Origin of the sequence: Micromonospora sp. NPDC048842, from assembly GCF_040649935.1 — a bacterium.
GTDB classification, from domain to species: domain Bacteria; phylum Actinomycetota; class Actinomycetes; order Mycobacteriales; family Micromonosporaceae; genus Micromonospora; species Micromonospora hortensis.
On sequence record NZ_JBEZGK010000002.1, the window covers coordinates 469,139 to 491,867 of the forward strand.

At 70.4% G+C, this 22,729-nt stretch carries 25 protein-coding genes and 1 tRNA gene; 8 read left to right on the plus strand and 18 right to left on the minus strand.

All coding sequences use genetic code 11. The annotated features are described in order from the left end of the window. Window positions 1-6: 6 nt before the first annotated feature. From AB0C19_RS04705 to AB0C19_RS04720, 4 genes are all read right to left on the minus strand, one after another. Complete coding sequence (locus tag AB0C19_RS04705) at window positions 7-1,914, minus strand: ABC transporter permease subunit (RefSeq protein WP_357179313.1); 1,908 nt, start codon at window positions 1,912-1,914, stop codon at window positions 7-9. A 125-nt stretch (window positions 1,915-2,039) separates the two neighbouring features. Continuing rightward, on the minus strand, window positions 2,040-3,470 hold the full coding sequence (locus tag AB0C19_RS04710; protein WP_357179316.1) for an extracellular solute-binding protein: 1,431 nt from the start codon (window positions 3,468-3,470) through the stop codon (window positions 2,040-2,042). 438 nt (window positions 3,471-3,908) lie between these two features. Then, window positions 3,909-4,715 carry an IclR family transcriptional regulator gene (locus AB0C19_RS04715; protein WP_357179319.1) on the minus strand — a complete coding sequence of 269 codons (807 nt, stop codon included), beginning with the start codon at window positions 4,713-4,715 and terminating at the stop codon, window positions 3,909-3,911. Between the two features lie 144 nt (window positions 4,716-4,859). Further along, the gene (locus AB0C19_RS04720) at window positions 4,860-5,579 is read right to left on the minus strand and encodes an SdrD B-like domain-containing protein (RefSeq protein WP_357179322.1); all 720 of its coding nucleotides are present in this window, start codon (window positions 5,577-5,579) and stop codon (window positions 4,860-4,862) included. A gap of 186 nt (window positions 5,580-5,765) precedes the next feature. Here AB0C19_RS04720 and AB0C19_RS04725 point away from each other — a divergent pair, with 186 nt between their 5' ends. Further along, window positions 5,766-5,939, plus strand: coding sequence for a hypothetical protein (locus AB0C19_RS04725; RefSeq protein WP_357179325.1), 174 nt, complete (start codon window positions 5,766-5,768; stop codon window positions 5,937-5,939). Window positions 5,940-6,109: 170 nt separating this feature from the next. After that, on the plus strand, window positions 6,110-6,490 hold the full coding sequence (locus AB0C19_RS04730) for a DUF4839 domain-containing protein (RefSeq protein WP_357179328.1): 381 nt from the start codon (window positions 6,110-6,112) through the stop codon (window positions 6,488-6,490). Window positions 6,491-6,890: 400 nt separating this feature from the next. On the opposite strand, the gene AB0C19_RS04735 is transcribed toward AB0C19_RS04730, so the two are convergent. Both AB0C19_RS04735 and AB0C19_RS04740 read right to left on the minus strand, forming a co-directional pair. Continuing rightward, window positions 6,891-7,478: a nucleoside monophosphate kinase gene (locus AB0C19_RS04735; protein WP_357179331.1), complete on the minus strand. Its 588-nt coding sequence runs from the start codon at window positions 7,476-7,478 to the stop codon at window positions 6,891-6,893. Between the two features lie 169 nt (window positions 7,479-7,647). Beyond that, window positions 7,648-7,719 (minus strand) — tRNA-Lys (locus tag AB0C19_RS04740). A 247-nt stretch (window positions 7,720-7,966) separates the two neighbouring features. Here AB0C19_RS04740 and AB0C19_RS04745 point away from each other — a divergent pair. From AB0C19_RS04745 to AB0C19_RS04760, 4 genes are all read left to right on the plus strand, one after another. Then, the gene (locus AB0C19_RS04745; protein ID WP_357179334.1) at window positions 7,967-8,389 is read left to right on the plus strand and encodes a helix-turn-helix transcriptional regulator; all 423 of its coding nucleotides are present in this window, start codon (window positions 7,967-7,969) and stop codon (window positions 8,387-8,389) included. Then, entirely contained in the window at window positions 8,386-9,435 is a 1,050-nt protein-coding gene (locus AB0C19_RS04750) for a GlsB/YeaQ/YmgE family stress response membrane protein (RefSeq protein ID WP_357179337.1), read from the plus strand. The genes AB0C19_RS04745 and AB0C19_RS04750 overlap by 4 nt, the downstream gene beginning before the upstream one ends. Window positions 9,436-9,538: 103 nt before the next feature. Then, on the plus strand, window positions 9,539-9,841 hold the full coding sequence (locus AB0C19_RS04755; protein ID WP_357179340.1) for a hypothetical protein: 303 nt from the start codon (window positions 9,539-9,541) through the stop codon (window positions 9,839-9,841). A gap of 148 nt (window positions 9,842-9,989) precedes the next feature. Then, window positions 9,990-11,072 (plus strand): NAD-dependent epimerase/dehydratase family protein, encoded by a 1,083-nt coding sequence (locus AB0C19_RS04760; RefSeq protein ID WP_357179342.1) that lies wholly within the window; start codon window positions 9,990-9,992, stop codon window positions 11,070-11,072. A gap of 151 nt (window positions 11,073-11,223) precedes the next feature. Here the strand turns inward: AB0C19_RS04760 and AB0C19_RS04765 are convergent, their stop codons facing one another. The 7 genes from AB0C19_RS04765 to AB0C19_RS04795 all read right to left on the minus strand — a co-directional run bounded on the left by AB0C19_RS04765 (window position 11,224) and on the right by AB0C19_RS04795 (window position 17,212). Further along, the gene (locus AB0C19_RS04765) at window positions 11,224-12,408 is read right to left on the minus strand and encodes a hypothetical protein (RefSeq protein WP_357179529.1); all 1,185 of its coding nucleotides are present in this window, start codon (window positions 12,406-12,408) and stop codon (window positions 11,224-11,226) included. Between the two features lie 177 nt (window positions 12,409-12,585). Continuing rightward, the gene (locus AB0C19_RS04770) at window positions 12,586-13,776 is read right to left on the minus strand and encodes a GNAT family N-acetyltransferase (RefSeq protein ID WP_357179346.1); all 1,191 of its coding nucleotides are present in this window, start codon (window positions 13,774-13,776) and stop codon (window positions 12,586-12,588) included. A gap of 68 nt (window positions 13,777-13,844) precedes the next feature. Next, complete coding sequence (locus AB0C19_RS04775) at window positions 13,845-14,537, minus strand: hypothetical protein (protein ID WP_357179349.1); 693 nt, start codon at window positions 14,535-14,537, stop codon at window positions 13,845-13,847. Beyond that, window positions 14,534-15,379: an ATP-binding cassette domain-containing protein gene (locus AB0C19_RS04780; RefSeq protein WP_357179352.1), complete on the minus strand. Its 846-nt coding sequence runs from the start codon at window positions 15,377-15,379 to the stop codon at window positions 14,534-14,536. Before AB0C19_RS04780 ends, AB0C19_RS04775 begins: the two co-directional genes overlap by 4 nt. Further along, window positions 15,376-15,714 (minus strand): PadR family transcriptional regulator, encoded by a 339-nt coding sequence (locus AB0C19_RS04785; protein WP_357179357.1) that lies wholly within the window; start codon window positions 15,712-15,714, stop codon window positions 15,376-15,378. The genes AB0C19_RS04780 and AB0C19_RS04785 overlap by 4 nt, the downstream gene beginning before the upstream one ends. Before the next feature lie 102 nt (window positions 15,715-15,816). After that, window positions 15,817-16,536 carry a protein phosphatase 2C domain-containing protein gene (locus tag AB0C19_RS04790; RefSeq protein ID WP_357179360.1) on the minus strand — a complete coding sequence of 240 codons (720 nt, stop codon included), beginning with the start codon at window positions 16,534-16,536 and terminating at the stop codon, window positions 15,817-15,819. Window positions 16,537-16,585: 49 nt separating this feature from the next. Then, window positions 16,586-17,212 (minus strand): XRE family transcriptional regulator, encoded by a 627-nt coding sequence (locus AB0C19_RS04795; protein ID WP_357179364.1) that lies wholly within the window; start codon window positions 17,210-17,212, stop codon window positions 16,586-16,588. A gap of 55 nt (window positions 17,213-17,267) precedes the next feature. On the opposite strand from AB0C19_RS04795, the gene AB0C19_RS04800 reads away from it, so the two are divergent. Next, on the plus strand, window positions 17,268-18,557 hold the full coding sequence (locus AB0C19_RS04800) for a benzoate/H(+) symporter BenE family transporter (protein WP_357179367.1): 1,290 nt from the start codon (window positions 17,268-17,270) through the stop codon (window positions 18,555-18,557). Between the two features lie 67 nt (window positions 18,558-18,624). Here the strand turns inward: AB0C19_RS04800 and AB0C19_RS04805 are convergent, their stop codons facing one another. From AB0C19_RS04805 to AB0C19_RS04820, 4 genes are all read right to left on the minus strand, one after another. Then, entirely contained in the window at window positions 18,625-18,996 is a 372-nt protein-coding gene (locus AB0C19_RS04805) for a hypothetical protein (protein WP_091395802.1), read from the minus strand. Window positions 18,997-19,312: 316 nt separating this feature from the next. Beyond that, a complete protein-coding gene (locus AB0C19_RS04810; RefSeq protein WP_030486188.1) occupies window positions 19,313-19,564 on the minus strand; it encodes a hypothetical protein in 252 nt (83 codons plus the stop codon). 81 nt (window positions 19,565-19,645) lie between these two features. Further along, window positions 19,646-20,107, minus strand: a complete 462-nt coding sequence (gene mscL, locus AB0C19_RS04815) for a large conductance mechanosensitive channel protein MscL (RefSeq protein WP_357179533.1) — start codon at window positions 20,105-20,107, stop codon at window positions 19,646-19,648. Between the two features lie 39 nt (window positions 20,108-20,146). Continuing rightward, window positions 20,147-20,863 (minus strand): FadR/GntR family transcriptional regulator, encoded by a 717-nt coding sequence (locus AB0C19_RS04820; RefSeq protein WP_357179372.1) that lies wholly within the window; start codon window positions 20,861-20,863, stop codon window positions 20,147-20,149. Between the two features lie 50 nt (window positions 20,864-20,913). Here AB0C19_RS04820 and AB0C19_RS04825 point away from each other — a divergent pair, with 50 nt between their 5' ends. Beyond that, window positions 20,914-22,203, plus strand: coding sequence for an MFS transporter (locus AB0C19_RS04825; RefSeq protein WP_357179375.1), 1,290 nt, complete (start codon window positions 20,914-20,916; stop codon window positions 22,201-22,203). 13 nt (window positions 22,204-22,216) lie between these two features. Here the strand turns inward: AB0C19_RS04825 and AB0C19_RS04830 are convergent, their stop codons facing one another. Beyond that, the gene (locus tag AB0C19_RS04830) at window positions 22,217-22,573 is read right to left on the minus strand and encodes an STAS domain-containing protein (RefSeq protein ID WP_091395791.1); all 357 of its coding nucleotides are present in this window, start codon (window positions 22,571-22,573) and stop codon (window positions 22,217-22,219) included. Window positions 22,574-22,729 lie beyond the last annotated feature (156 nt).

Here is a 22,729-nt window from a genome sequence, read left to right on the forward strand (position 1 = left end):
CCCCGATCAGCCCTTCACAGCGCCAGCGGTGAGCCCCTCGGTCAGGAAGCGCTGCCCGAGGGCGTACATGATCACCACGGGGATGCTGACCAGCAGCGACGCCGCGGCGAGTTGTCCCTGCGGTACGACGTCTCCGGCGATCATCGACTGCATTCCGACCGGAAGCGTCTTGTACTCGTCCTTCGTGATGAACACGAAGGCGAAGAGGAACTCGTTCCAGGCGTTGGTCAGTGTGAAGAGCGCAACCGCCAGCAGCCCTGGCTTGGCCAGCGGCAGCACCACCTTGCCGAACGCCTGGATGCGGCTGCAACCGTCCACCAACGCGGCCTCCTCCAGCTCGATGGGAATCGACGAGAAGTACCCCACCAGCAGCCAGGTGGCGAACGGCAGCGTGAAGGTCGGGTACGTCACCACCAGGGACCACAACGAGTCGGTGAGCCTGGCGCCGATGAGCATCTGGTACAGCGGGATGAACAGCAGCGCGCCCGGCATCACGTAGGTGAGCAGCACCGTGACGGTGAAGCCCTGCGCCCCGCGGAACCGCAGCCGGGCCAGGGCGTACCCCGCCAGGGCGGCGCAGACCAGTGCCACGACTGTCGACGCCGCGGACACCAGCAGGGTGTTGAGGTACCAGCGGCCGAACGGTTGGTTGTCGAACAGGGCGCCGAACTGCTCAAGGGTCCACGGCGTCGGCCACAGGTCGTCGGTACGCATGACGACCTGGCCCTCGGACTTGAAGGCCGTGACGGCGATCCAGTACAGCGGGCCCAGCACGAAGAAGAGCAGGCCGGCCAGCGCAGCCCAGGAACCCAGGCCCGACACCACCGACGACGAACGGCGACCACCTCGGGACTGGAGGGTCGAGACCACCCGGCCGACCCCCGCCGCGATCAGCAGAATCACGCCGAGGACCACCGCCGCCTTCCAGAAGATCTGCGGTGATGCCCAGGCCAGCAGGCCGGTGACCAGCGCCGCGATGACCCACGGCAGCGCCTTGCGCGCCGTCGGAGCCCACCGCCGTGCCCCGATCCACAGCGCTGTCCGGCGTCGCCGGGGCAGCTTGATGTTGGTGTCCTGACGCAACAACCGGACCAGGACGAACACCAGCCCGCCGATGATCGGCAGCATGACGAGCGTGACCGCCGCGCCCGCGCCGTACTGGAGTTGCAGGATGGCCTTCGAATAGGCGATGAGCACGTACGGCGCTGTCACGTCGCCCGGGCCGCCCTGCGTCAGCAACCAGACCAGGTCGAAGTTGTTGAACGTCCAGATCGACGACAGAGTCACCGTCACGGTGATCACGTGGCGCAGTCCGGGCAGCGTCACGCTTCTGAACCGCTGCCACGCCGTGGCACCGTCGATGGTCGCCGCCTCGTAGAGGTCCGCCGGGATGGCCTTCAACCCCGCGAGGAAACACACGGTGAAGAACGGCACTCCCTTCCAGACGTTGACGAGGATCACCGACGGCATGGCCAGCGACGGGTCGGACAGCCAGCCCGCAGGCCAACTGTCGACCAGGTGCGCGCTGGCCAGCAGCGGCCCGATCCCGGTGGCGGTGAGCAGCGTGTTGACGCTGCCGAAGATCGGGTCGAGCAGCGCGCGCCAACTGAACGCCGTCACCACCGTCGGCACCACCCACGGCACCAGGAGCAGCCCGGCCAGCACGGCCCGCCCACGGCGGCGATGATGCAGCAGCAGGGCCGCCGCCAGCCCCAGCACGACCTTGAAAATTTCGGCGTACGCGGTGAAGACGAACGAGTTCACCACGCCGGTGTGGAACTGATCGTCGCTGACGAGCGCGAGATAGTTGTCCAGGCCGACGAAGACGGTGTCCTGCCCGTGCCGTTCCGTGGTGCTGGTGATGATCGACCGGGCGATCGGCACGAGAACGAGCCCGCCGACCAGCACTGCCATCGGCGCCAGGAACAGCGCCGCGAGTCGCCAGTCGCGCCCCAGCCGCCGCTGGACCGCAGTGAGAGAGCCGGGCCCCGACGGCGGGGATTTCCTCGCCGTCGGGACCCGCGCAGGACGGACCGACCTCACTGCCGCAGCCCCTGCTGGTTGAAGATCTGCACCATCTTCGCGTGGGCGGCCGTCACGGCCTGCGCCGGCGCCGTGCCCTGCACGACCTGCTGCATCATGTCGGTGAGGACGTAGGCCGATCCCACCGCCTGCTGGCCCGCGCTGGCCTTCTGCGGGAAGGCCAGGCCGTTCTTCGTGTTCAGCGGCAGCTTCAGTTCAGTGATCTTTCGCAGCATGGGGAACGCCGCGTCGCCGCTGGTGAAGAACGGGTCGGCGTCCCAGACCTTCTCCCAGGCGGGCATCACCAGGCCGGGTGCTTCCTTCGCCACCCCGAGCAGCGCGGGCGCGCTGACCAGGTACTGGGCCAGGAGCTTGGCGAGCGCCGGGTTCTTGGCACCCTTGAAGACGACGAAGCCCTGCGACTGGCCGAGCAGCAGCGGATTGTCGGTCGCGGGCCCGATGCAGTCGGAGAACACGTGGGTGTTCTCGTGCACCGGGTTCTTCTTGGTCCTGGAGTCCGCGTAGACGCTGAACTGGTTGCGGGTGTAACCGAGGATCCCGGCGAGCCAGTTCTCGTTGTTGCTGGTGTCGGTCCAGCTCGCGATCCCCGGTGGCAACATCGGCTTGTACTTGGGGTTGGTGTAGATGTCGCCGAGGAAGGTAACCGCCTGCACCGTCTCCGGTGAGTTGAAGGTGACCTTCCGGCCGTCGTTGGCGGCGATCGACCCGCCGTAGGCGTTGATCAACGCCTCGATCATTCCGTTGCCGTCACCGGACCGGTTCACAGTCATGCCCCAGCCGAACCGGCGCTTGGTCGGATCGGAGATCTCCAGGCACAGGTCCCGCAGCTCCTCCCAGCTGTAGATGTCCTTGGGGGTGATGCCCTTGTCCTGCATCCAGTCCTTGCGCAGGAACGACCCGATCCCGATGAAGTGGTACGGGATGGCGAACCACTTGCCGTCGAAGACGCAGAAGTTCTTGGCCTCGGCGCAGGGTTCGCCGTACTTGGCGGTCAGCGCCTTGACGACGTCCGTCACGTCCTCCAGGTCGCCCAGCGCCTGGAACTGCGCGACGAACCGCGAGTCGGTCATGAACGCCAGGTCACGGGCCACCCCGCCCTTGACCTCGGCGTCGATCTTGGCCACCACGTCACCGGCGTCGGCCTGGACCAGACTGTTCTCGATCTTCGTCCCGGTGCTGTCGGCGAACTTCTTGATCGAGCTGTCGAGGGCTTCGTTCGCCGCCGTCGAGTACAGCTTCTGCGACAGCATGCCCATCGAGGAGCCCTTCATCGCCGCCGCGGCGTCGATAAGCTCCTGCGGAACCTCCGGCTGCACCCTGGTGGGCGATTCGGAGCCGTCCCCACACGCGGCCAGACCGGCCGCACCGAGCACCCCCACCCCCATCCCCAGAAAGCCCCGCCGTGACCACCCCGACTTGTCCTCCATGGACACCCGCCTCCTTCTTCTGCCCGCGCACGGCTGCACGCCGAAGGTCTAACTGGCGAACACCGCGATGCTTGTGTTGCAGTTGGTTTCTGCCGGCGACCACCGAGGGACGCCCGTCGAGATCAGTGCGTTCGTGGGTTCCTACGGTGGTGAGCGGGCCCGCCCGTCACCGTGGGACGTCCGCTCACGCGCGCTTCGTCGGAGCCACCCGAGACATGTCGGGTGGCGCTCTCCGGGTAGCGCGACGAGGTTGAGGCGATCGGCGACCGGGCCGAGGCAGTAGCGCTGACGTTCCAGTTCGGTCGGATCACCTGACCACCGCCGTTCGAGATTTCGAACTAGGTTCGATATACCGTATCGAGTGGTCGCGACGCTAGGGCAGCTTGATGAGCAATGTCAATGTTTCGATGTTGTTTCGAACCGAAAGCGGGAGGTTGCCTACCGAGATTGCGCCCGGTAGCCCATGCGGGCCGACAACACAGCCGCGCCCTCGCGAACCAGCCCGGTCCACTCCACCTGCACCTGAGGCGTCCAACGAATGCTCGGCGCGGACAGACTCATCCCAGCGATGATGGCGCCGGTATGGTCCCGGATCCCCGCAGCGACACAGCGCATCGCGGTGTCCGACTCGCCGATGTCGACAGCGACACCCTCCGCCCGGACACGGTTCAGATGCTCACGAAGAAGATCCGGGTCGGTGATGCTGTCCGGCGTCATGCCCGGCAGGGGGTCCTTCAGTAGGACGCCGTCCAGGTCCGCCTGATCGAGATCCGACAGCAGTACCTTGCCGACGGCCGTGCAGTGTGCGGGCAGCCGCAGCCCGACCCCGGAAACCATCCGGACGGGGTGCGTGCTGTCGAACTTCACGAGGTAGATGACATCGGCGCCGTCGAGCACCGCCACATGGACCGCCTCGTCGCACGCGGCCGCCACGTCCCGCGCGACGCCCTGCGCCTCGCGTACCAGATCAAGCCGGCCGGCGAACGCCGCGCCGAGCTGGAACAGCGGCATGCCGAGCCGATACTGCACAGGCTGACCCGGTACGGAGATCAGGTACGCGCGAGCCTCGAGCGTCACGAGCAACTCGTGGACAGTCGTGCGGGGCAGATCGAGTCGCTCCATCACCTGGCGGGCCGACAACTGAGGGCAGTCCAGGAACAGTTCGAGGACGTCGAGCGCGCGGATGACCGCCGGTACCACACGGGGCATGTCGATAGTCCCTTCGCAGTGCCGGACCCATGTCAACGATCTCCACACGGGCCAGCACCTGAAGAGGATATCTACGTCAGCCCCCGGCGCCAGGTGTCATCACCACCCCCTCCGGCGGAGCCGCTGCTGTCTGTCCGGATCGCCGCCCGCCCGAAACATCTCGGGCGGGCGGCGAGGGGCTCAGCTCTGGCCGACGAGGCCGGCGTCGACCACGTACTCTCCGCCATGCACGGCCTGGAATTCGGCGCTGGCGACGAGCAGGGTCGGCTCGAACTGGTACGACCTCACGATGTCCGAGTCCGTGGCGTCGTCACCCACGTCTGCGACAGTCCGGCCGTACGTGGCGGCTGCCTCCAGCCGGACCTCGTACAGCAGCTCGGTGCGGGCGGTGATCGACCAGGTTCCGTCCGGGTTGACGGTGGCCGAGCCACCGCCAATCGCCTGTCGCTGCGGACTCGACAGACTCACCTCCAACACCCCGTCCGGGCCACCGGCGATGGCTGGCTCATCCGCCTCGCGCTGCCCATCCCGGTCAAGGCCGTGCCACACACTGCCGCGGATGACGCACGTGCCCGAGATCGCCACCGTGACGGATTCGGTGTTGTTGTCGGTGTTCGCCTCGCGGCGTTGCGGGGTGATGCTCGTGGTGATGGGCACCCTGCTGCCCGGTGTCGCGCCGGCCACGACGAACGGCACGAACAGCTCGCCGGAGAAGGTCTCGCCCTCCGCCGGATTGAGCACGTCGGTCATCATCAGATCGACGACCAGATCGGGCTGGAGTCGCCCGGCCGCCACCGCGTCGGCCGGAGCGAGGGCCGCCGCGCCCCCGACGAGGGCGAGGGTGGCCAGCGAGGTGGAGAAGGTGCGTCGGATCGAGCGGGAAAGGGAGCGAGGGCGCATAGGTTCCTCACGTCGCAGGTGACGGCCCTTCCAGGAGAGTGGAGGCCGCATTGGAGATCAAGATCTCCACTCATCCGGCTTCACCGATCAGCCCGGCGTTACACGCGGCCGGTGTCAGTTGTGCCTGTCCCCTATGCTGCGCCGGGCCGCTGTTGTGAGCAGTCCACTTAGGAGGCGCGGAGCCGCATGGCCGACGAGATCAAGTACGAGTTCAAGACCGTACGGCCAGTTCGCGGCACCGACGGCTGGGTTATCTCGAAGATGCAGAAGGAAGGCTGGGAGCTCGTACGACAGGCCCAGGCGCGCTGCGCTCCACAGTCGACTTCCGTCGGCCGAAGAAGCCGCAGCCGTGGCTCCTGATCGGCGCGGCGGCCGCCGTCCTCGTGATCCTTGCCGTCGTCATCGGCGCCGCCTCTGCACTCAGCGGCGGAGACGAAAAGAAGGACGAGTCAGACAAGTCGACGGCTGCTGTGAGTGAGAAACCGTCTGCTACGCCGGCTCCGACCGCTGTCGAGTCGGCTGCCACTGAGGTGATCACGCCCCAGAACAACCCGGAGTTCGCCGCGCTGCTGAAGGCGGACAGTTGCGACGACGCGAACCTGGCCTTCGCGACCAGGCACGAGGGCAAGACGGTCGCGTTCAACGGCTCGATCGTGAACATGGTGCCCCACGGTGACTACGACACCCGCTACGACTTCCTCCTGGGCCCAGGCGACAAGGGCCCGAACACGGCAGTCGGCCCGGCCTTCAAGTACGAGGACGTCAACATCCTCGACCTGAAACTGACCGGCAAGCAGATCCCCGCCACCGTCGGCGAAGGCGACAAGTTCCGCTTCGTCGCCGAGGTAGGCGAGTTCAAATCCGCCCAGTGCCTCTTCTTCCTCGACCCGGTCTCGACGGAAGTCCGGTAGTCAAGATGGGCGGCGGCGTCATCACCGACCGGCTTGCTCGGTGATCAGCTAGGCGGACACGTCACGGCCGCGCCGTGACCCGCCGACGGACCCCCGACCATCCTGGAGCCCGAGCGCCCCGCCGGAGGCGAAGTAACCGCAACCCCGCTACCCGCCACCAGCTCGCCGACGCAGCCGGCGTGCGCTGCACTATGCCGCGGGCTCGTGACCGCGCGGCCCGGCCGGCTGCCGGCCCCATGGGCTGACCGCTTCCGGCCAGCCGCCGGGCGTGTTGCGTGGCCGGAGTCGGAGCGACGGACGCGCGCCCAAACGGCGGCGCGTGCGGCACGTCCAGGGCCGCCTTGATAGATGTGAGGAAATTCCTCCCACGTCGCCCGGCGGCCGGCCTACCTGCGCGATATCAGGAGTGGCGTTTACTGGCAGAGGCGATTGGGATCAGCCTGGCTGCTACGTCCTCGAAGTCGCCGAAGCCACTGACGGCTTGCCACAGGCCATGGGCCCGGTAATAGGCGCGCAACGGCTCGACCTGCTCTCGGTAGGTCTCCTGTGAATGCGAGTACATCAGCAAGAGTTCCTGGCGTCGCTCGGCTTGCTGAGAGTCCAGGTCTATCTGACGTTCCACCCAGCGCTGCGCGGCGAGGCGGAGTTGATCCTCCGTAAGGACAACTTCGATCACTGCGTCGGGGACATGGCCGCTCTGCGTCTGCAACTCAGCTTGGCGGATGTTGCGAGGGAAGTTGTACAGCACCCAGCCACCGTCGGCGTTGGTTAGGGCGTCAGCGATGGCTTTGACCATTAGCTCATCCGGGACAAGATGTCCGGCCTGCATATACCGGCTCGCCTCTTTGCTCAACGGAGTCTGCTGCTGCACGTGACCGCGGAGGACGTTGCCTGCGCTGACAACCTGTAGGCCGATGGCGTCTGCCAGAGCCCACGCAGCGGAAGCCAGGTCGACTACCGGCCCGGCGATGAGGACCACGTTGGGCATGTGTACTCCATGTGGATGACGCCGAAGCGCCAAGCTAGCCACCCGCAACGTGCTCAAGCGGCTCGGCAGAGCACTGGACCGGTAGAGCGCTACTGCTGTACTTCGCTGCTGTACGAGTCGTGCTGACAAAGACAGCGGCCCTACACAGGGCCGCTGAGCTGGAACGGAGTGGGCCGCCAGGGACTCGAACCCTGAACCTATGGATTAAAAGTCCACAGCTCTGCCATTGAGCTAGCGGCCCGCGCGCTCAGGTTACCCGACGGTCTGCGCCCCGGCTGATGTCCGCCCCCGGGCCAGAGGAGCGATGCTGATCTACGCCCACGACGGTGTGGGCGTTGGACTGCCGCCGTTGCTGGTGCAAGGCCGAGCGGCCCGCCGGGATGACCAACTGGCGAGGTGGCTCGCGTCCGCAGCCGGCCTCGACGCCTCCGGCAAACTTCTGCATCGCTTCGTCACCGGTATAGCTTCATCACCGATATATTGGCGTCATGGCCACACCCACGCCACTGCGGGAACCCACCTTCTTGATCCTGACTGCCCTTGCCCGGGAATCCATGCACGGCTACGGCATCGTCAGCGACGTCGCGGCCCTCTCCGATGGGCGGCTGGCGCTGCGGCCCGGCACCCTCTACGGCGCACTCGACCGCCTCACCGACGAAGGGCTGGTCGAGCGGGCCCACGAGGAGGTCGTCGAGGGACGGTTGCGCCGCTACTACCGGCTCACCGAAGCGGGCCGGTCCGTGCTCACCGGCGAGACCGAACGGCTGCGCCGCAACGTCGAGGCCGCCACGCAGCGGTTAGGTGCCCGACCTGCGGGCACCCGCACCGCCGACGGCATCTCACGCGGCCCTCTCACCATCCCCGGAACGGCCGCCCACCGCGTCCTTCGACCGACCGGAGGCCCGGCATGAACCAGCCCAATCCCGCGCAGGAACAGGCCGGGTCGCCGCTGGAGTCCCGCTACCGGCGGCTGCTGTGGGCCTACCCGGGTGACTACCAGGCTGAGCGGGGCGACGAGATCGTCGGGACGTACCTCGACACCGTCGATCCGGGGCGGCGCTGGCCATCCCCACACGACGCCGTCGATCTGCTCGGCGCCGGGCTCCGGGAGCGACTGCGCGGGTACGGCGCTCTCGGGCTGGTTGCGGCTCTCCCACTGGCCGCGACCGCCGCGCTGAACACCCTGGTCGGGGTCTCCGCCTTCCTGCTCCTGCAGGTCGAGTTCGAAGATCCGCGTTTCGCTCGGCTGGACCCGGTTGGTCCGTTCCAGACCCTCGGCGCAGTGATCTGGCTTGGCTGGCTGCTCGTCGGCCTCGCCGCCACGGCGCTGCCCGGGGCCTGGGCTCGAACCGTCGCGGCCGGTGGTCTCCTACTGACTGTCGCCGTGCCGCCAGTGGCCGCCGTCACCGGCCAACCTGGGCCGCCGCTGTTCGTGCTGGTCCCCGCCGTCGCGCTCGGCCTGGCCACGCTTGCGCTGCCCTCCCATCCCGGTTGGGTCGTGCGTAGCCTGCCGCCGCTCACGGTCGGTTGTGTGACGGCCGCGTCCGTGGCACTGAACGCAGCTGAGAGCGGCGGGGGCATGTTCGTCTCGTACGGCTCGACCCCCGAGCTGCTGGCGATGGCCGGTGGGCTGATGTTCGCACTGGTCCTGCTCGTCGGCCTCGGTCGCGCCCTGCGAGCCGACGACGCCGGCCTCTGGGCGACCCTGCTGGTTGCCGCCCCGGCCGGCCTGTTCGGCGCCGACCAGCTCAGCCAGGCGACCTGGGGTACCAGCGGCGGCGGGCCCGCCCCGACGGCCTATGCCGTCACAGCCGGGTCGATCCTTCTTGTCGGCGCGGCGCTGCTGGCAGCGGCCCTCGCCGGCCAGGCCGCCCGACACCAGACCGTACGTCGACGAGTGCTCGACGACGTCTGTCCGACCTGCGGGCACCGCTCGACTGCGATGACAGGGGCCTGACTTCGGCAGGATCAGCGATGCGGCGGGGTCGGTGATTGGGGTGGATCAAGCCGGCCTCGTTCGGCGGCGCATGGGTGGGGGCCGATGGGGAACCAGGACCGGCATGGGATCGAGCCGCTTGCCTGCCGTGGCGGCCTCCGGGGAGGAGGTCGGGCGTGACGGCGTACGCCAGCCGCGCGGCGAGGTGCACGCCTGGTTGCCCGGCCAGAACCAGACGGTCTGTGGCCTGGCGCTGAGCCGTACCCGACTGCGTCGCTTCCCGCACGTACCTTTCGACTACTCGGGTACCGACGTGCTCACCGTGGCGGATGCGGTGGGCTGGATCTGCCCGCGCTGCCTGGCCGCCATCGCTGGTAGGCGGGGCAAGGAGAAGCACGGCTGGGTACGGGAGTCACCTCGGCCGTGATCGACTCGGGATCCCGGAAGTCAAGGTGTCCTGAGCGCGCGGATGCCGCGACTTTCAGGAAGTCGAGTGGATCAAGACGCGCCCGCCGCAGGCCCTCCGCCGCGCTGGTGGGTGGTTGAGCTGCTGCTGGGCGGGTACGGGGTCGGACATGCGGATCGTGGTGGTGGGGGCGAGCGGCAACGTCGGTACAGCGGTGCTGCGGCGGCTGCGCCGGGAGCGGGGCGTGGAGCTGGCCGGGGTAGTAAGACGGTTGCCCGGCCCGGATGCCGGCGAGCCGTACGACCAGGTGGAGTGGCACTCCTGCGACATCGGCGCGCCGGGCGCGGCCGGGCAGCTCGCCGAGGTGTTCGCGGGTGCGGACGCTGTAGTGCACCTGGCCTGGCAGATCCAGCCCAGCCACGACCAGCGGGTGCTGCGCCGGACCAACGTCGAGGGCAGCCGGGCGGTGATCAACGCGGTGGTCCAGGCCGGTGTTCCGGCCCTGGTGTACGCCTCGTCGGTCGGCACCTACGCGCCCGGCCCGAAGGATCACCCGATCAGTGAGCGGTGGCCCGCCACCGGCGTGCCCGGTTCGTCGTACAGCGAGCACAAGGCGGAGGTGGAGGCTCTGCTGAACGAGGTCGAACGGGATCACCCGACGCTGCGGGTGGTACGGATGCGGCCCGGGTTGATCTTCCAGCGGGCCGCCGGTGCGGAGATCACGCGTTACTTCCTCGGCCCGTTGGCGCCGGTGCGGCTGCTGCGCTTCGGCCGGATCCCGTTGGTGCCGACGAACCGCCGGTTGCGGATGCAGGCGGTGCACGCCGATGACGTGGCTGACGCGTACGCCCGGGCGGTGCTGGGTGATGCGCGCGGCGCCTTCAACGTCGCCGCGGACCCGGTGCTCACTCCGGAGCTGGTGGCCCGGCACTTCCATGGTTGGACGGTGCCGGTCGCCGCGCCGGTGCTGCGGGCGGCGGCGGCGCTGACCTGGCGGGCGCGGCTGCAACCGGTAGACGCGGGCTGGGTGGAGCTGGGTCTGAACGCCCCGCTGATGTCCAGCGAGCGTGCGGAGACCGAGCTGGGCTGGCATCCCAAGATCAGTGCACTGACGGCGCTCAAGGAACTCTTCGCCGGAATGGCCGACGGCGACCACACGACAAGCCCGCCGATGTCTGGCGCACGGGACCTGCCCGGCCGCCCCGCCGCCCTCCTCCGCGCCCGCCCCCCAGGCCAAGGAAACCCCTACTGACCCACCCCAGCTTGTTGATCAAGAGCTTTCGGTCAGAAAACGCCGCCCTGATGACCGAAACCTCTTGATCACCGGCGCGGGCCGGAGGGGGCGCGGGCGCGGGCGCGGGCGCGCGGGGGCGCGGGCGCGGGCGCGCGGGGGCGCGGGCGGGTTAGGAGAGCTTGGAGTTGGTGACTGTGGGGTTGCGGGCGCCCAGGAAGAAGATGCCGGGGAAGCCGCGGGTCTCGAACTTGGCGCTGGGATTGCGGCGCAGGGTCGAGTTTTCGATCTTCATCGTGCCGGTGCGGTTGTTGCTCACGAAGAAGACAGCGCCGCCACCCTCGTTGGCAGTGTTGTTCTCGATGATCGTGCCGGCGATCCGCACTGTGAACTCGTTGCCGTCGCAGTAGATCGCGCCGCCGCTGCCGCCGCCGGGCGTGCCGGACTTGGCCGGGTTGGCACCGCTGCCGATCGCCTCGTTGTTCCTGAGCAGGCTGTTCAGCACCACCCACGACACGCCGATGCTGCTCAGTGCCCCTCCGTTGGAGCAGGAACCGCCGTCGAAGGTGCTGCCCACCACGTACACCGGCTTGTTCTCGTACTGGCTCAGCACCCGGACGGCCGCGCCACCCAGGTCGGGGCCGGTGCGGTCGCAGCGGTTGCGGACGAAGCGCGAGTTGACCACCTTCAACCGCCCACCGCGTACGAAGATCGCCCCGCCGCCGCCGCCCTCGACCTTCTCACCTGTGGAGTTGCCGTCGGCGAAGGTCAGATTCTGCACGGTGAGTTGCGGGTGATCCTGGTTCTGGCAGTGCGAGGTGGTGAAGCCCTGGGCCTCGTCGCAGGTGTTCATGTAGAGGATGCGGCGCTGCCCCTGGCCGCTCAACGTGATCTTGCCGCCGCCGTCCAACACGATCTTCGGCCCGTTGGCGTTGCGGACCTTCGCGGTGGCGGCCATCTTGATCGTCACCGGGGCCGGTCCACAGTTGAACGTGATGACACCGCCGGCCGCGACGGCCTTCACGACCGCCGCGGAGGTGCAGCTCGCCGGGGTGCCGGTGCCGATGGTCCGGGTCGGCTTCGAGGTGTTCACCGCCCGCGCCTCGGCCGGCACTGTGGCAGTGCCGTTCGGGTTGCCGGCGGCGAGCACCTTGTTGGCGGGCTTTGGGCTGGCGCTGGCCCCCGGGCCGCCGAGGCCGTCCCGCGCCCCCGGCGCTTCGCTCTGACCACCGGTGGGCAGCGCCGTCGGCGAGGCGGTCGAGCCGGCCTCGAAGGCGGGAGCCGGGTCGTTGGACGCGCAGGCGGGCAGGGCCGCGGTGGCGACACCGAGGACGAGGAGAGCGGCAAGCGACGTCATGCGCACCCCGTGATGCTAGGAGCCGCGACGGCGTCGCGACGAATCCGCCGGGCCGGCTTAATGCACCGCTAAGCCACGCCCGCCGCCCGCCGCCCGCCGCCCGCCGCCCGCCGCCCGCCGGCTGCGGCGTGGTGGGTCCCCGGCGGCAAACCGGGCTCAGAAGTCGGCAAACCGGGCTCAGAAGTCGGCGAAGAGGTACGGCACTCGGCGGGGGAAGAGGCCGCGCAGCTCCGTGACGGCGTCCACCGGCACCTCACCCAGACCGCGTAGCGGCAGCTCGGCCGGGTCCAGCACCCCGTACGCGAGGGCGGAGAGCCCGGCGGCGGTGAGCGTGGCGGTCGGCGCGCGGCCGGTGGTGTCGTCGACCAGCTCCAGCGCCCCGGTAGTGCCGTCGAGCAGGTGGGTGCCGGCCAGCCAGCGGTCACCGGTCAGCTCGATCCGCACCCGGCCCGGGCCGGCGGGCAGCCCGCTCAACGCGTCCAGTGACAGCAGCCGGGCCATCGGCGCGGACGAACCCGGCACGGACGTCCGGGCCTCGACGTGCACGTCCAGGTCGGTCAGCCACAGCTCGGGCAATTCGTCCGGCGGAACCTGAACGGTGATCCGCTCGATCTGGTCGACGTGCCGGGCGAAGAACTGCAACAGCAGCGTCCGCGCGAGCGGGTCGGTGACAAGCAGCTCGTTGCCGTGCAGCGTGCCGCCGTGTTCGTCGATCCGGTACGTCACCGCGCCGGTGACCTCCCCGTCGACCCGGGCGGTGAGCAGCCAGTACTCGTCCCGGTCACGCAAACCGACCGCCCGGTGGTCCGGAAAGATCGCGAAGCCGTGCCGTTCCTGGAGGTTGCGCTCGGTGAACGCCCGCCACGCCGGATAGCCGGCGGCGACGCGTTCCCAGCCGACCTCGCCGGGCAGGTCCGCCCGGAGCAGCGAACCCAGGTTGGCCGGGGTGAAGGTGACCCGGCGCGGCTTGGGCAGCCCGACGTAGCCGAACCGGGCGTAGAAGCTGGGCCGGAACGGATAGAGCGCGCTGAGCGGATGGCCCTCGTCGCGCATCTCGTCGAGGAGTTGGTGCAGCAACGTCCGGACGTGACCCTGCCGGCGGGCCAGCGGATGGGTCGCCACCCCGGCGACACCTGCCATCGGCAGCACCACCCCGCGCAGGTTCTGTCGCATCGGGATGGCCGAGACGGCTGCCAACGTGGTGCCGTCCTCCTCGGCGATCAGCGTCCGGTTGCCCTGGTTGTAGGGCAGGTAGTCGCGGAACTCGGCGGTCCGTGCAGCGCTGAGCGGCGAGGACTCGAAGGCGTACGCGGCCAGCGGGAAGCTGGTGGTGAGACGGTCGTCGTCGGTCACCCGGCGGATGGTCATTCGCCCATCTCAACCCGGCGCGCGGGTCGCAGCAACCGGATTGGCCCGATCCGCAGCCGGTGCGGCGGTCAGCCGACCGGCAGGTGCCGCAGGTGGCGACGGCGGCGCAGGCGGACGCTGGCCACCGCGGCCACGCCCAGGGCCAGCAGGGCGGTGACGACGAGCCCGTGCAGCAGGCCACGGAAGAGATAGCCCTGGTCGGTGTTGTCGACAGTCCAGGTGGCGATCTCCCGGCTCGACCAGAACGGCGTCAACCTCGCCCCGGACCCGGCCGGGTCGATCAGCATCTGCACCGTCACCACTGTGAGCAGCAGCAGCGTGCCCTCCAGCTCGCGGGGCAGCAGCGCACCGATCAGCATCCCGAACGGCGCCGCCACCGCGACGGAACAGAGCAGCGCCGCCGCCAGGCCGCCGTACCGCAGGTCCGCGCCGTCGATCATCGGGAGCAGGAAGAAGGGTACGGAGATGACCAGCCCCACCGTCCACAGGCCGAGCATCCGACCGAGGTAGAGGTGGTGTGGGCGGTAGCCGGCCAGCCGCAGCCTCGGCTCCAACTCGCGAGCCGCGGTCGTGGCGAACAGCGCGGCGGTGCTCACCGCCCAGCCCACGCCGAGCAGCAGCGAGCGAACCGACTGCCCGAGGTAGGCGTCCCGCCGGATCAGGTAGAAGGTCAACGGCATCAACAACAACAGCAGGAGTACGCCTCGACGCCGCAGCAACTCCCGCAGTGTCATCTCGGCGACGGTGACGAGCCGGTTCACGGGCGGCCTCCCTGGATGCCGGGCGCGTGCCACCCGGTCTCGTGTGCCGGGGTCAGGTCGAGCACGATGTCCACCCGGTCGAGTTGGTTGAGCAGGTGGGTCACCACGACGATGGCGGTGCCGGCGTCGCGCAACCTGCTGAGCTGGTCCCAGAAGTTGACGTACGTGCCCTGGTCGAAGCCCTGGTACGGCTCGTCGAGCAGCAGCACGTCGGGGGCACTGAGCGTGGACATGGTCAGGTTGAGCTTCTGTCGGGTGCCGCCGGAGAGGTGGCGGGCCTGCACGTCCCCGCCCGCCTCCCAACCGAGCTGCCGGGCCGCCGCCCGACCGGCGCGGCGGGCCGGGCCCCGGGCCACATCCTGGCCGGCGCCGATCAGCACGAAGTGCTCGTCGGCGAGCAGGAAGTCGGAGGTGCCGCCGGACTGCGGGCAGTAGCCGAGCCGCCCGGAGACTGTCACCTCACCGGCGTCCGGTGACATGAGTCCGGCGCAGATCCGGAGGAAGGTGCTCTTGCCGCAGCCGTTCGCGCCGACGACTGCGGCGATCTGTCCAGCCCGGACGGTCAGCGTGGCGTCGCGCAGCACGGTTCGCCGTCCGTACCTCTTGGTGATGCCCGCGGCGTGCAACCGGACCGGGCCGGGGCGCGGTCCGGGCGCGGTGCCGATGCTCTCCACGACGGCACCCGCGTACTGCTGGGGTGGGCCGAAGACGACCCAGGGGTCGCCGCCGCCCTCGCGTAGGTGCGTGGCGGCCTCGGCGACCACGTGCCGTGCGGCATCCGCTGCGACCCGGCGCTGGTGCAGCTCGGCTGTGAGCGTACGCAGCCAATCGTCGGCGTTCACCGGGTGACCCCCTTCGTGACGATGTCGTTCACCGGCCGGACGAAGGTGAGCCAGGCGCTGCCGCCGGCGCGGAGCGCCGAATGCCCGTCGTCGGTGAGCCGGTAGTACTTGCGGGCCGGCCCGGCGCTGCCCTCCCGCCACTGCGCGGTCACCAGGCCGGTCTTCTGGAGGCGCAGCAGCACCGGATAGAGCGTGCCGCCCTGGATCGGCCCGACGCCGGCCGCGTCGAGCGCCTGGGCGAGCTGGTAGCCGTAGGACTCGCCATTGGACAGCAGGGCCAGGACGCAGATGTCGAGCACCCCCCGCAGCCACTGCCCGCGCCGGTCGGAATCCACGCGTCGGACAGTAGCGGCGCTAGCTAGATGGCACAACCACCTACTGTGGCAGCGGTACCCGAACCAGTCGGTTCGGGTGAGCCGCGGAGTGAGCCGTACGCGTCAGCGGGCGACGACGTCGGAGACCACGACTGTGACGTTGTCCGGCGCGCCGGCGTGGTGGGCCAGCTTCACCAACTGCTCGCCGCACTGCTGGCGGTCGGCGTACATGCCCAGGGCGGCGGCGATGGCCTCGTCCTCGACGTAGTCGGAGAGCCCGTCGCTGCACAGCAGCAGCCGGTCACCGAGGACCACTGTGAGCACCCCTACCGCGGGTGGGGTGTCGGCGCCCTGCACGGCCCGGGTCACCAGGGACCGCTGCGGGTGGTGGCGGGCCTGCTCGGGAGAGAGGGTGCCCTGGTCGACGAGCGCCTGTACGAACGTGTCGTCCCGGGTGAGCTGGGTCAGCTCCCCCTCGCGCAGGAGGTAGCAGCGGGAGTCGCCCACCTGGGCCAGCACCAGCGTCTCCCCGGCCAGCAGCGCCGCCGTGAGCGTCGTACCCATGCCGTCCCGGCTCGGGTCGACGGTGATGGCGGCGTGGATGCGCTGGTTGGCGGTGCTGACCACGGCACGCAGCGCGTCGGCGGCGCCGTCGGGGTCGGTGGGCGGAGCCAGCTCGTCCAGGATCCGGATCACGATCTCGCTCGCCACCTCGCCCGCAGGCAGCCCGCCCATGCCGTCGGCGACGGCGATCAGGCGGTCACCGGCGAGGGCGGAGTCCTCGTTGTTGGTGCGCACCAAGCCGATGTCGTTGAGGATGACCGAGCGGAGGATCAGCGTCATGGGGTCAAGCTTGCCAAGAACAACCCGCATTCGTCTCTACGCCTCCTACCTAGGTCGAGAAATGATTGCGATTTTCGTCGACGAGGCCGACGGTCCGTGACCGATCGGTGGGGTCTCCGCGGCGCGGATAGCGCAGCAGCAGGCTCGCGGCAACCTCCTCGTCACCCACCGCCGCGTAGCTGTGTGGCACGTCCGACACCCAGCGGAGGTGACCGCCGGCCGGGGCGGTCAGCGGTGCGTCGGCCGGCCCGGCGCGCAACACCCCGGCGAAGACGGTGACGTGCTCGGTTACCCCTGCCGGGTGGGCGGGGGAGAGCTGGCCGGGGCCGGGGGCGACCCGCATCCGGTACAGCTCGTAGGTCGCGTCGGTGTCGGTGAAGACCTCAAGCAGGGTCGCGGTGACCGCGGTGCCGTGCACTGTGGGCCCGGCGGCCGGCTCCGCCAGCACCGCCGTCAGCGGTACGCCGAGCTGCGCGGTGACCGCCCAGAGCGTCTCCAGGGTCGGGTTGCGGGTGCCGTGCTCCAGGCCGGAGAGGGTGGCCTTTCCGACACCGGCGAGCCGGGCGAGTGTGGACAGCGAGATCCCCTGCTCCTCGCGTAGGGCGCGGACCCGGCGCCCGACGACGGCGGGATCCACGTCGAGGCCCGGGCGCGGGGCTGGTGGTGGGTGCGGCACCCGGCTATCGTGCTACACGCTTCCGTTCCGTAAACGGAACAGTCGGGAGGATGGCGTGGCCGGACGCGTGCAACCGGTGCTTGCGGGGGTGGTGACCGCGCTGGTGGGCTTCGCCAGCTCGTTCACAGTCGTGCTGGCCGGGCTCCGAGCGGCGGGCGCGTCGGACGCGCAGGCCGCCTCCGGCCTGCTCGCTCTCTGCGTGGCCAGTGGGCTCGCCGCCGCCTGGCTTGGCTGGCGGTACCGGATACCGATGAGCGTGGCCTGGTCCACTCCGGGCGCGGCGCTGCTGGTGGCGACCGGGCCGCCGCCGGGCGGATGGCCGGTAGCAGTGGGCGCCTTCCTCGTCTCCGGTGTGCTGATCGTCGCGGCCGGGTTGTTCCCGCCGCTCGGCCGTGCGGTGGCCGCCATCCCCAAGCCGGTGGCCGGCGCGATGCTCGCCGGGGTGCTGCTGCCGCTGTGCACCGCCCCGGTCCGCGCGCTTGTCGAGCTGCCGGTGGTGGCCGGATCGGTGGTGGTCGGTTGGCTGCTGCTGCACCGGTTCGCCCGACGCTGGGCGGTGCCCGGTGCGCTGGTGGTGGCCGTGGCGGCGATCGCACTGACAGCACCGCCGACCGGCCTGACCGGTGCCGCGCTGATCCCATCGGTCACGCTGACCGCGCCGGCCTGGAACGCGTCAGCACTGGTCGGGTTGGCCCTGCCGCTGTTCCTGGTCACCATGGCCGCGCAGAACGTACCCGGCATGGCGGTGCTGGGCGGCTACGGCTACCGGCCGCCGTTCGGCGCCGCGCTGCGGACCACCGGCCTGGCCAGTCTGCTCGCCGCCCCGGCCGGCGGGCACGCGGTGAACCTCGCGGCGATCACCGCCGCGCTGGCCGCCGGCCCCGACGCGCACCCCGACCCGGAGCGCCGATGGATCGCCTCGGTCACCGCAGGCGCTGGGCTGGCCGTGCTCGGCCTCGGCGCCGGCGTGGCCACCACGCTGGTGGCGGTCGCCCCACCGATCCTCATCGAGGCGGTCGCCGGGCTGGCGCTACTGGGCGCCCTCGCCACAGCGCTCGCCTCGGCGGTGACCGACCCGGCGACCCGCGAGGCCGCAGTGGTCACCTTCGTGGTGACCGCGTCCGGGGTGACGCTGATCGGCGTGGGCGGCGCGTTCTGGGGCCTGGTCGCGGGCTGCCTGATGCTGCTGCTCTTCCGCCGCCGCCAACCCGCCCCCCCAGCGCCCGACCAACCCGCCGCGCCCGACCAACCCGCCGCGCCCGACCAACCCGCCGCGCCTGATCAGCCCGGCCCGCCTGATCAGCCCGATCCTGCCGCGCAGGGAAGATCCACTCGGGTTTCATGAAGTCGGGCTGTCCCGAGGCTCTGGACGCCCCGATTTCCGTGAAGCCGAGTCGATCAGGGTGGTGGGGTCACTCCTCGGGCGGCAGGTCGGCCACCCCGACTGCCAGGAGGACCCGGCCATCGGCCACCGACCCGATCCGGTCGGCCGGTACGTAGACCGCGCCGGTACGGGTCAGGTCGGTCGAGACCTTCAGATAGCCGCTGTGCAGCAGCCGCGCCGCCAGATCGGCCGGCACGTCCGGCTCCTCGACAGCGGTCGCCTCGATCAGCTCGTCCAGGCTGCTGCCCGGGTCGGCGGTCGGTGTCTGGACGGTCACCGCGTTCGGGTCACCCCGCTGGACGAGGTCCACGGTGCCGACCTCGGTGCCAGCTGAGTCGATCACCGGCATCCCGGTGGTGATCCGCGAGATGGTCGCCTGCTGCTCGTCCTGCTGGTCCATCCCGCTGCGGTTCCCAGGGCGGCGCGCCGCTAAACGCCGCCGCCCACCCGCTGGGCGCTCAGCAACTGCGGCGGCGGTGGGCCTGGCGGCGACGGCCCCGAGGCGATGGCCTGGCGGCGATGGCCCGGAGGCGATGGCCCGGAGAGCGTGATGACTCTGAGGCATATTTATGCTTCAGAGTCATCACTGTCGAAAGCAATGCCGCCTCTACGGCCCGCGCAAGGTGGCAGGCGGCGGACCGCGGCACCAGCGGCACGCAGCACACACGGCGCCCAGCACACGGCACCCTCGCGCCCGTGCGCGGTGTTCCGCTCACTCAGCTGTTCGGGAGGGTCCAGCCGCCGGGCGGGCGAGGGGACAGCTCCCGCCAGGTGTCCGGTCCGTCGAGCAGCGCCCGGACGGTGTCCTCGGCCTCGTCAGCACTGCCGTACTCGTAGAAACGGGAGATGCCCTCGGCGCCGCCGGCCCGCTGCTCGACGTGCCACCGGTCGGCGTCCACCCGCAGGAAGACGTCCCGCCGGGCCAGCCGCCCCCACTTCCCGTTCCACCAGTGCTTTCGCTGCTCCATGGCGGGACTCTATCGAACACACGTACGAGAAGATGCGGCCCCTGCGGGAATCCCGCAGGGGCCGATGTGCATCCGTTCGGGTCAGCGCTGCGTCGGCGGCTCCGGGCGGCGGCCCAGCACGTCGTCCAGCGCCCCACGCTGCTGGCCGGGGGTGGTGTGGCCGGCGGAGACCAGGGCGTCCCGGATCTCGGTGAGCAGCTTGACCTCCTCGCTCGGCGCCGAGGGCGGCGGCTCCTCGCCCCGCTTGCGCCGCTCGGCCAGCTTGTTCATCGGGAACACCACGAAGAAGTAGAGCACCGCCGCGGTGAGCAGGAAGGTGATCAGGGCGTTGATGAACCCCGCCCAGTCCATGTAGTTGTCCTTGGTGATCTCCCACCTTCCGGCCGACAGGCCAGTGCCCCCGCCGACTGCCTTGATCAGTGGTTCGAGGAACGACTTGGTGAGTTGGGTGACCACGCCGGTGAACGCGGCGCCGATCACGATGCCGACCGCCAGGTCGACGACGTTGCCGCGCATGATGAAGTCTTTGAAGCCCTTGAGCATTCGTACTCCCGAGGTGTCCGCTTTTCTGTCGGGCACAACCTATGCCCGTTCGGCGGGTTCCAGAAAAGCGCCGGCTTCGAGCGCCGCCCGGCCGGGATCGCCGGCCCGGATCGCCTCGACCAACCGGGTGTGGTCGACGTAGCGCTCGGGGGTGAGCTCCCCGCCCATGGCCTGGGCGACAGTGCTGCGCAGGGCGGTGCCCACCGAGGCGTACAGCTCGGCGAGCATGGTGTTGTGCGCCGCGGCGACCACCGCCGTGTGCAGTGCCGCGTCGGCCTCGACGAACGCGTCGACCCGGCCGCCGTGCCAGGCGGCCTCGCGCTGGGCGAGCGCGCCGTCGAGCGCCGCCAGGTCCTCCGGGGTACGCCGCAACGCGGCGAGCCGGGCGGCCTCCACCTCGAAGGCGCGGCGTACCTCGATGACCTCGGTCATCCGGTCGTCGCCGAGTCGGCGGGCGACCACCGGTGCCAGTTCGTCGGTGGACACCACGTAGGTGCCGGAGCCCTGCCGGCACTCCAGCACCCCGGCGTGGACCAGGGCGCGGACCGCCTCGCGGACCGTGTTGCGCCCGACGCCCAGTGCGGCGACCAGTTGCGGCTCGGTGGGGATGCGCCCGCCGACGGGCCACTCGCCGCCGAGGATCCGGGCGCGGAGTTGCTCGGTGGTCTGCCGGACCCGGTGGCCGCGGGGCGGCACGGCGGGCTGGCCGCTGGGCGACGCCGGCGGCGCGGAGGGGAAATCAACCGACGGTGGCACTGGTTACATCACCGGTCCCAGATTCATCCCATGATTGTAGGTTAGAGGCCATGACCCCGCCACCAACCGCCGCTCCGGCGCTGCCCGCCCCCGCCCCCGTCGCCGTCCCCGGCCCTCGCCCGACGCGGGACCCCGGCACCGGCAGGCGGACGCACCCGGCGACCGGTGGCGCGCTGGTGCTGGTCGGGATGCTGCTGGTCGCGCTCAACCTGCGCGCCGTGGTGACGAGCCTCGGGGCGCTGCTCGACGAGGTCCGCGACGGACTGGGCCTCTCCGGCGTCACCGCCGGCCTGGTCACCACCCTGCCGACCATCGCGTTCGCCGGCCTCGGCGCGCTCACCCCGTGGCTGGTCCGCCGGGTGGCACCGGCCCGGGTGCTGGTGGTCGCCATGTTCGCCCTCGCCGTCGGCCAGGTACTCCGGGTCGTCACCGACTCGGCCTTGATCTTCGTGCTCACCAGCGCGCTGGCGCTGTCCGGCATCGCGGTCGCCAACATCCTGCTGCCGATGCTCGTCAAGCAGCACTTCCCGCACCGCACCGGCCTGGTCACCGGGGCGTACACGATGGCGTTGACAGTGGGCACGACTGTGGCCGCCGCCTCCGCGGTGCCGATCGCGCACGCCTTCGGGTCGTGGCGGGCCGGGCTCGGCGTCTGGGCCGCGATGGCCGCGGTGGCCGTACTCCCGTGGGTGCCGCTGGCGCTGCGGACCCGCGCCGCGGCGCGGCGGGCGACCCCGACGGCGGTCGTCGCCACGCCGACGCGGGTCCGGCCGGCGCGGACCCGGCTCGGCTGGGCGATGGCCGTCTACTTCGGGGCGCAGTCGCTCAGCGGGTACGCGATCATGGGCTGGTTGGCCCAGCTGTTCCGCGACGCCGGTTACCAGCCGGAGTCGGCCGGGCTACTGCTCGCCGGGGTGACCGCGCTCGGCGTGCCGATCGCGCTGCTGATGCCTACCCTGGCCGGTCGGCTCGGCAGCCTGCGACCGCTGGTGCTCGGGCTGACCACCGCGTCGGCACTGGCCTACCTGGGGTTGGCGCTCGCACCGCACGGTGCCGCGTTGCTCTGGGTCGCCCTGCTGGCGATCGGTCAGGGCGCGTTCCCGATGATCCTGACCGCCATCGGTCTCCGCGCCCGCACCGCCGAGGGCACTGTCGCGCTCTCCGCGTTCGCGCAGAGCACCGGGTACGTGATCGCCGCCCTCGGCCCACTGATGGTCGGCATCCTCTACGAGGCCACCGGCGGCTGGACCGCGCCGATCGGGTTCCTGCTGGGCGCCCTGGCCGTGCAGACGACGGCGGGTATGGCGATCGCTCGTCCCCGTTACGTCGAGGACGAGTGACGCACGCCGACGGTCAGGAGGAAGCCGGCGTCGATTCGCCGGCGACTGCCTCATCCACCGTCGGGTAGGTGTGCAGCACCTCGACCAGCCCGCTCACCTCGAGGATGCGCAGCACGCCGCGCTGCGGGGCGGCCAACCGGACCACGCCGCCAGCCTCGTCGCAACTGTTCTTGGCGCGGACGAAGACCGACAGACCGGTCGAGTCGCAGAACGAGACGTCCGCCAGGTCGAACACCAGCCGGTTGCGGCCCTTGTCGAGCAGGTCGGTGATCTGGTCCTGCAGCTGCGGTGCAGTGGCCATGTCAAGCTCGCCCGCGACCGCCACGACGACCACGTCGCCGCGTTGTTCCGTGTGCACCGTCAACGACATTCGCCAGACCTCCTGTTATCGGGGGAACGGTATCCCACGACCATGGTCGGAGGTAGAACGGGAGCCGTGATCCGGTGGCCATCGTCATTCCGTTGCTACGGGGCAAGTAGTTGGTCAGGCCCCGGTGATAGAGTCCGCCCGGTCCAGGTCAAGGGG

Coding starts and splice junctions, on each gene's coding strand:
- AB0C19_RS04705 (WP_357179313.1), bottom strand. CDS start 1,914: ATGGCAGTGCTGGTCGGCGGGCTCGTTCTCGTGCCGATCGCCCGGTCG.
- AB0C19_RS04710 (WP_357179316.1), bottom strand. CDS start 3,470: ATGGAGGACAAGTCGGGGTGGTCACGGCGGGGCTTTCTGGGGATGGGG.
- AB0C19_RS04720 (WP_357179322.1), bottom strand. CDS start 5,579: ATGCGCCCTCGCTCCCTTTCCCGCTCGATCCGACGCACCTTCTCCACC.
- AB0C19_RS04725 (WP_357179325.1), top strand. CDS start 5,766: ATGGCCGACGAGATCAAGTACGAGTTCAAGACCGTACGGCCAGTTCGC.
- AB0C19_RS04735 (WP_357179331.1), bottom strand. CDS start 7,478: ATGCCCAACGTGGTCCTCATCGCCGGGCCGGTAGTCGACCTGGCTTCC.
- AB0C19_RS04745 (WP_357179334.1), top strand. CDS start 7,967: ATGGCCACACCCACGCCACTGCGGGAACCCACCTTCTTGATCCTGACT.
- AB0C19_RS04750 (WP_357179337.1), top strand. CDS start 8,386: ATGAACCAGCCCAATCCCGCGCAGGAACAGGCCGGGTCGCCGCTGGAG.
- AB0C19_RS04755 (WP_357179340.1), top strand. CDS start 9,539: ATGGGATCGAGCCGCTTGCCTGCCGTGGCGGCCTCCGGGGAGGAGGTC.
- AB0C19_RS04760 (WP_357179342.1), top strand. CDS start 9,990: ATGCGGATCGTGGTGGTGGGGGCGAGCGGCAACGTCGGTACAGCGGTG.
- AB0C19_RS04765 (WP_357179529.1), bottom strand. CDS start 12,408: ATGACGTCGCTTGCCGCTCTCCTCGTCCTCGGTGTCGCCACCGCGGCC.
- AB0C19_RS04770 (WP_357179346.1), bottom strand. CDS start 13,776: ATGACCATCCGCCGGGTGACCGACGACGACCGTCTCACCACCAGCTTC.
- AB0C19_RS04790 (WP_357179360.1), bottom strand. CDS start 16,536: ATGACGCTGATCCTCCGCTCGGTCATCCTCAACGACATCGGCTTGGTG.
- AB0C19_RS04805 (WP_091395802.1), bottom strand. CDS start 18,996: ATGGACCAGCAGGACGAGCAGCAGGCGACCATCTCGCGGATCACCACC.
- AB0C19_RS04810 (WP_030486188.1), bottom strand. CDS start 19,564: ATGGAGCAGCGAAAGCACTGGTGGAACGGGAAGTGGGGGCGGCTGGCC.
- mscL (WP_357179533.1), bottom strand. CDS start 20,107: ATGCTCAAGGGCTTCAAAGACTTCATCATGCGCGGCAACGTCGTCGAC.
- AB0C19_RS04825 (WP_357179375.1), top strand. CDS start 20,914: ATGACCCCGCCACCAACCGCCGCTCCGGCGCTGCCCGCCCCCGCCCCC.
- AB0C19_RS04830 (WP_091395791.1), bottom strand. CDS start 22,573: ATGTCGTTGACGGTGCACACGGAACAACGCGGCGACGTGGTCGTCGTG.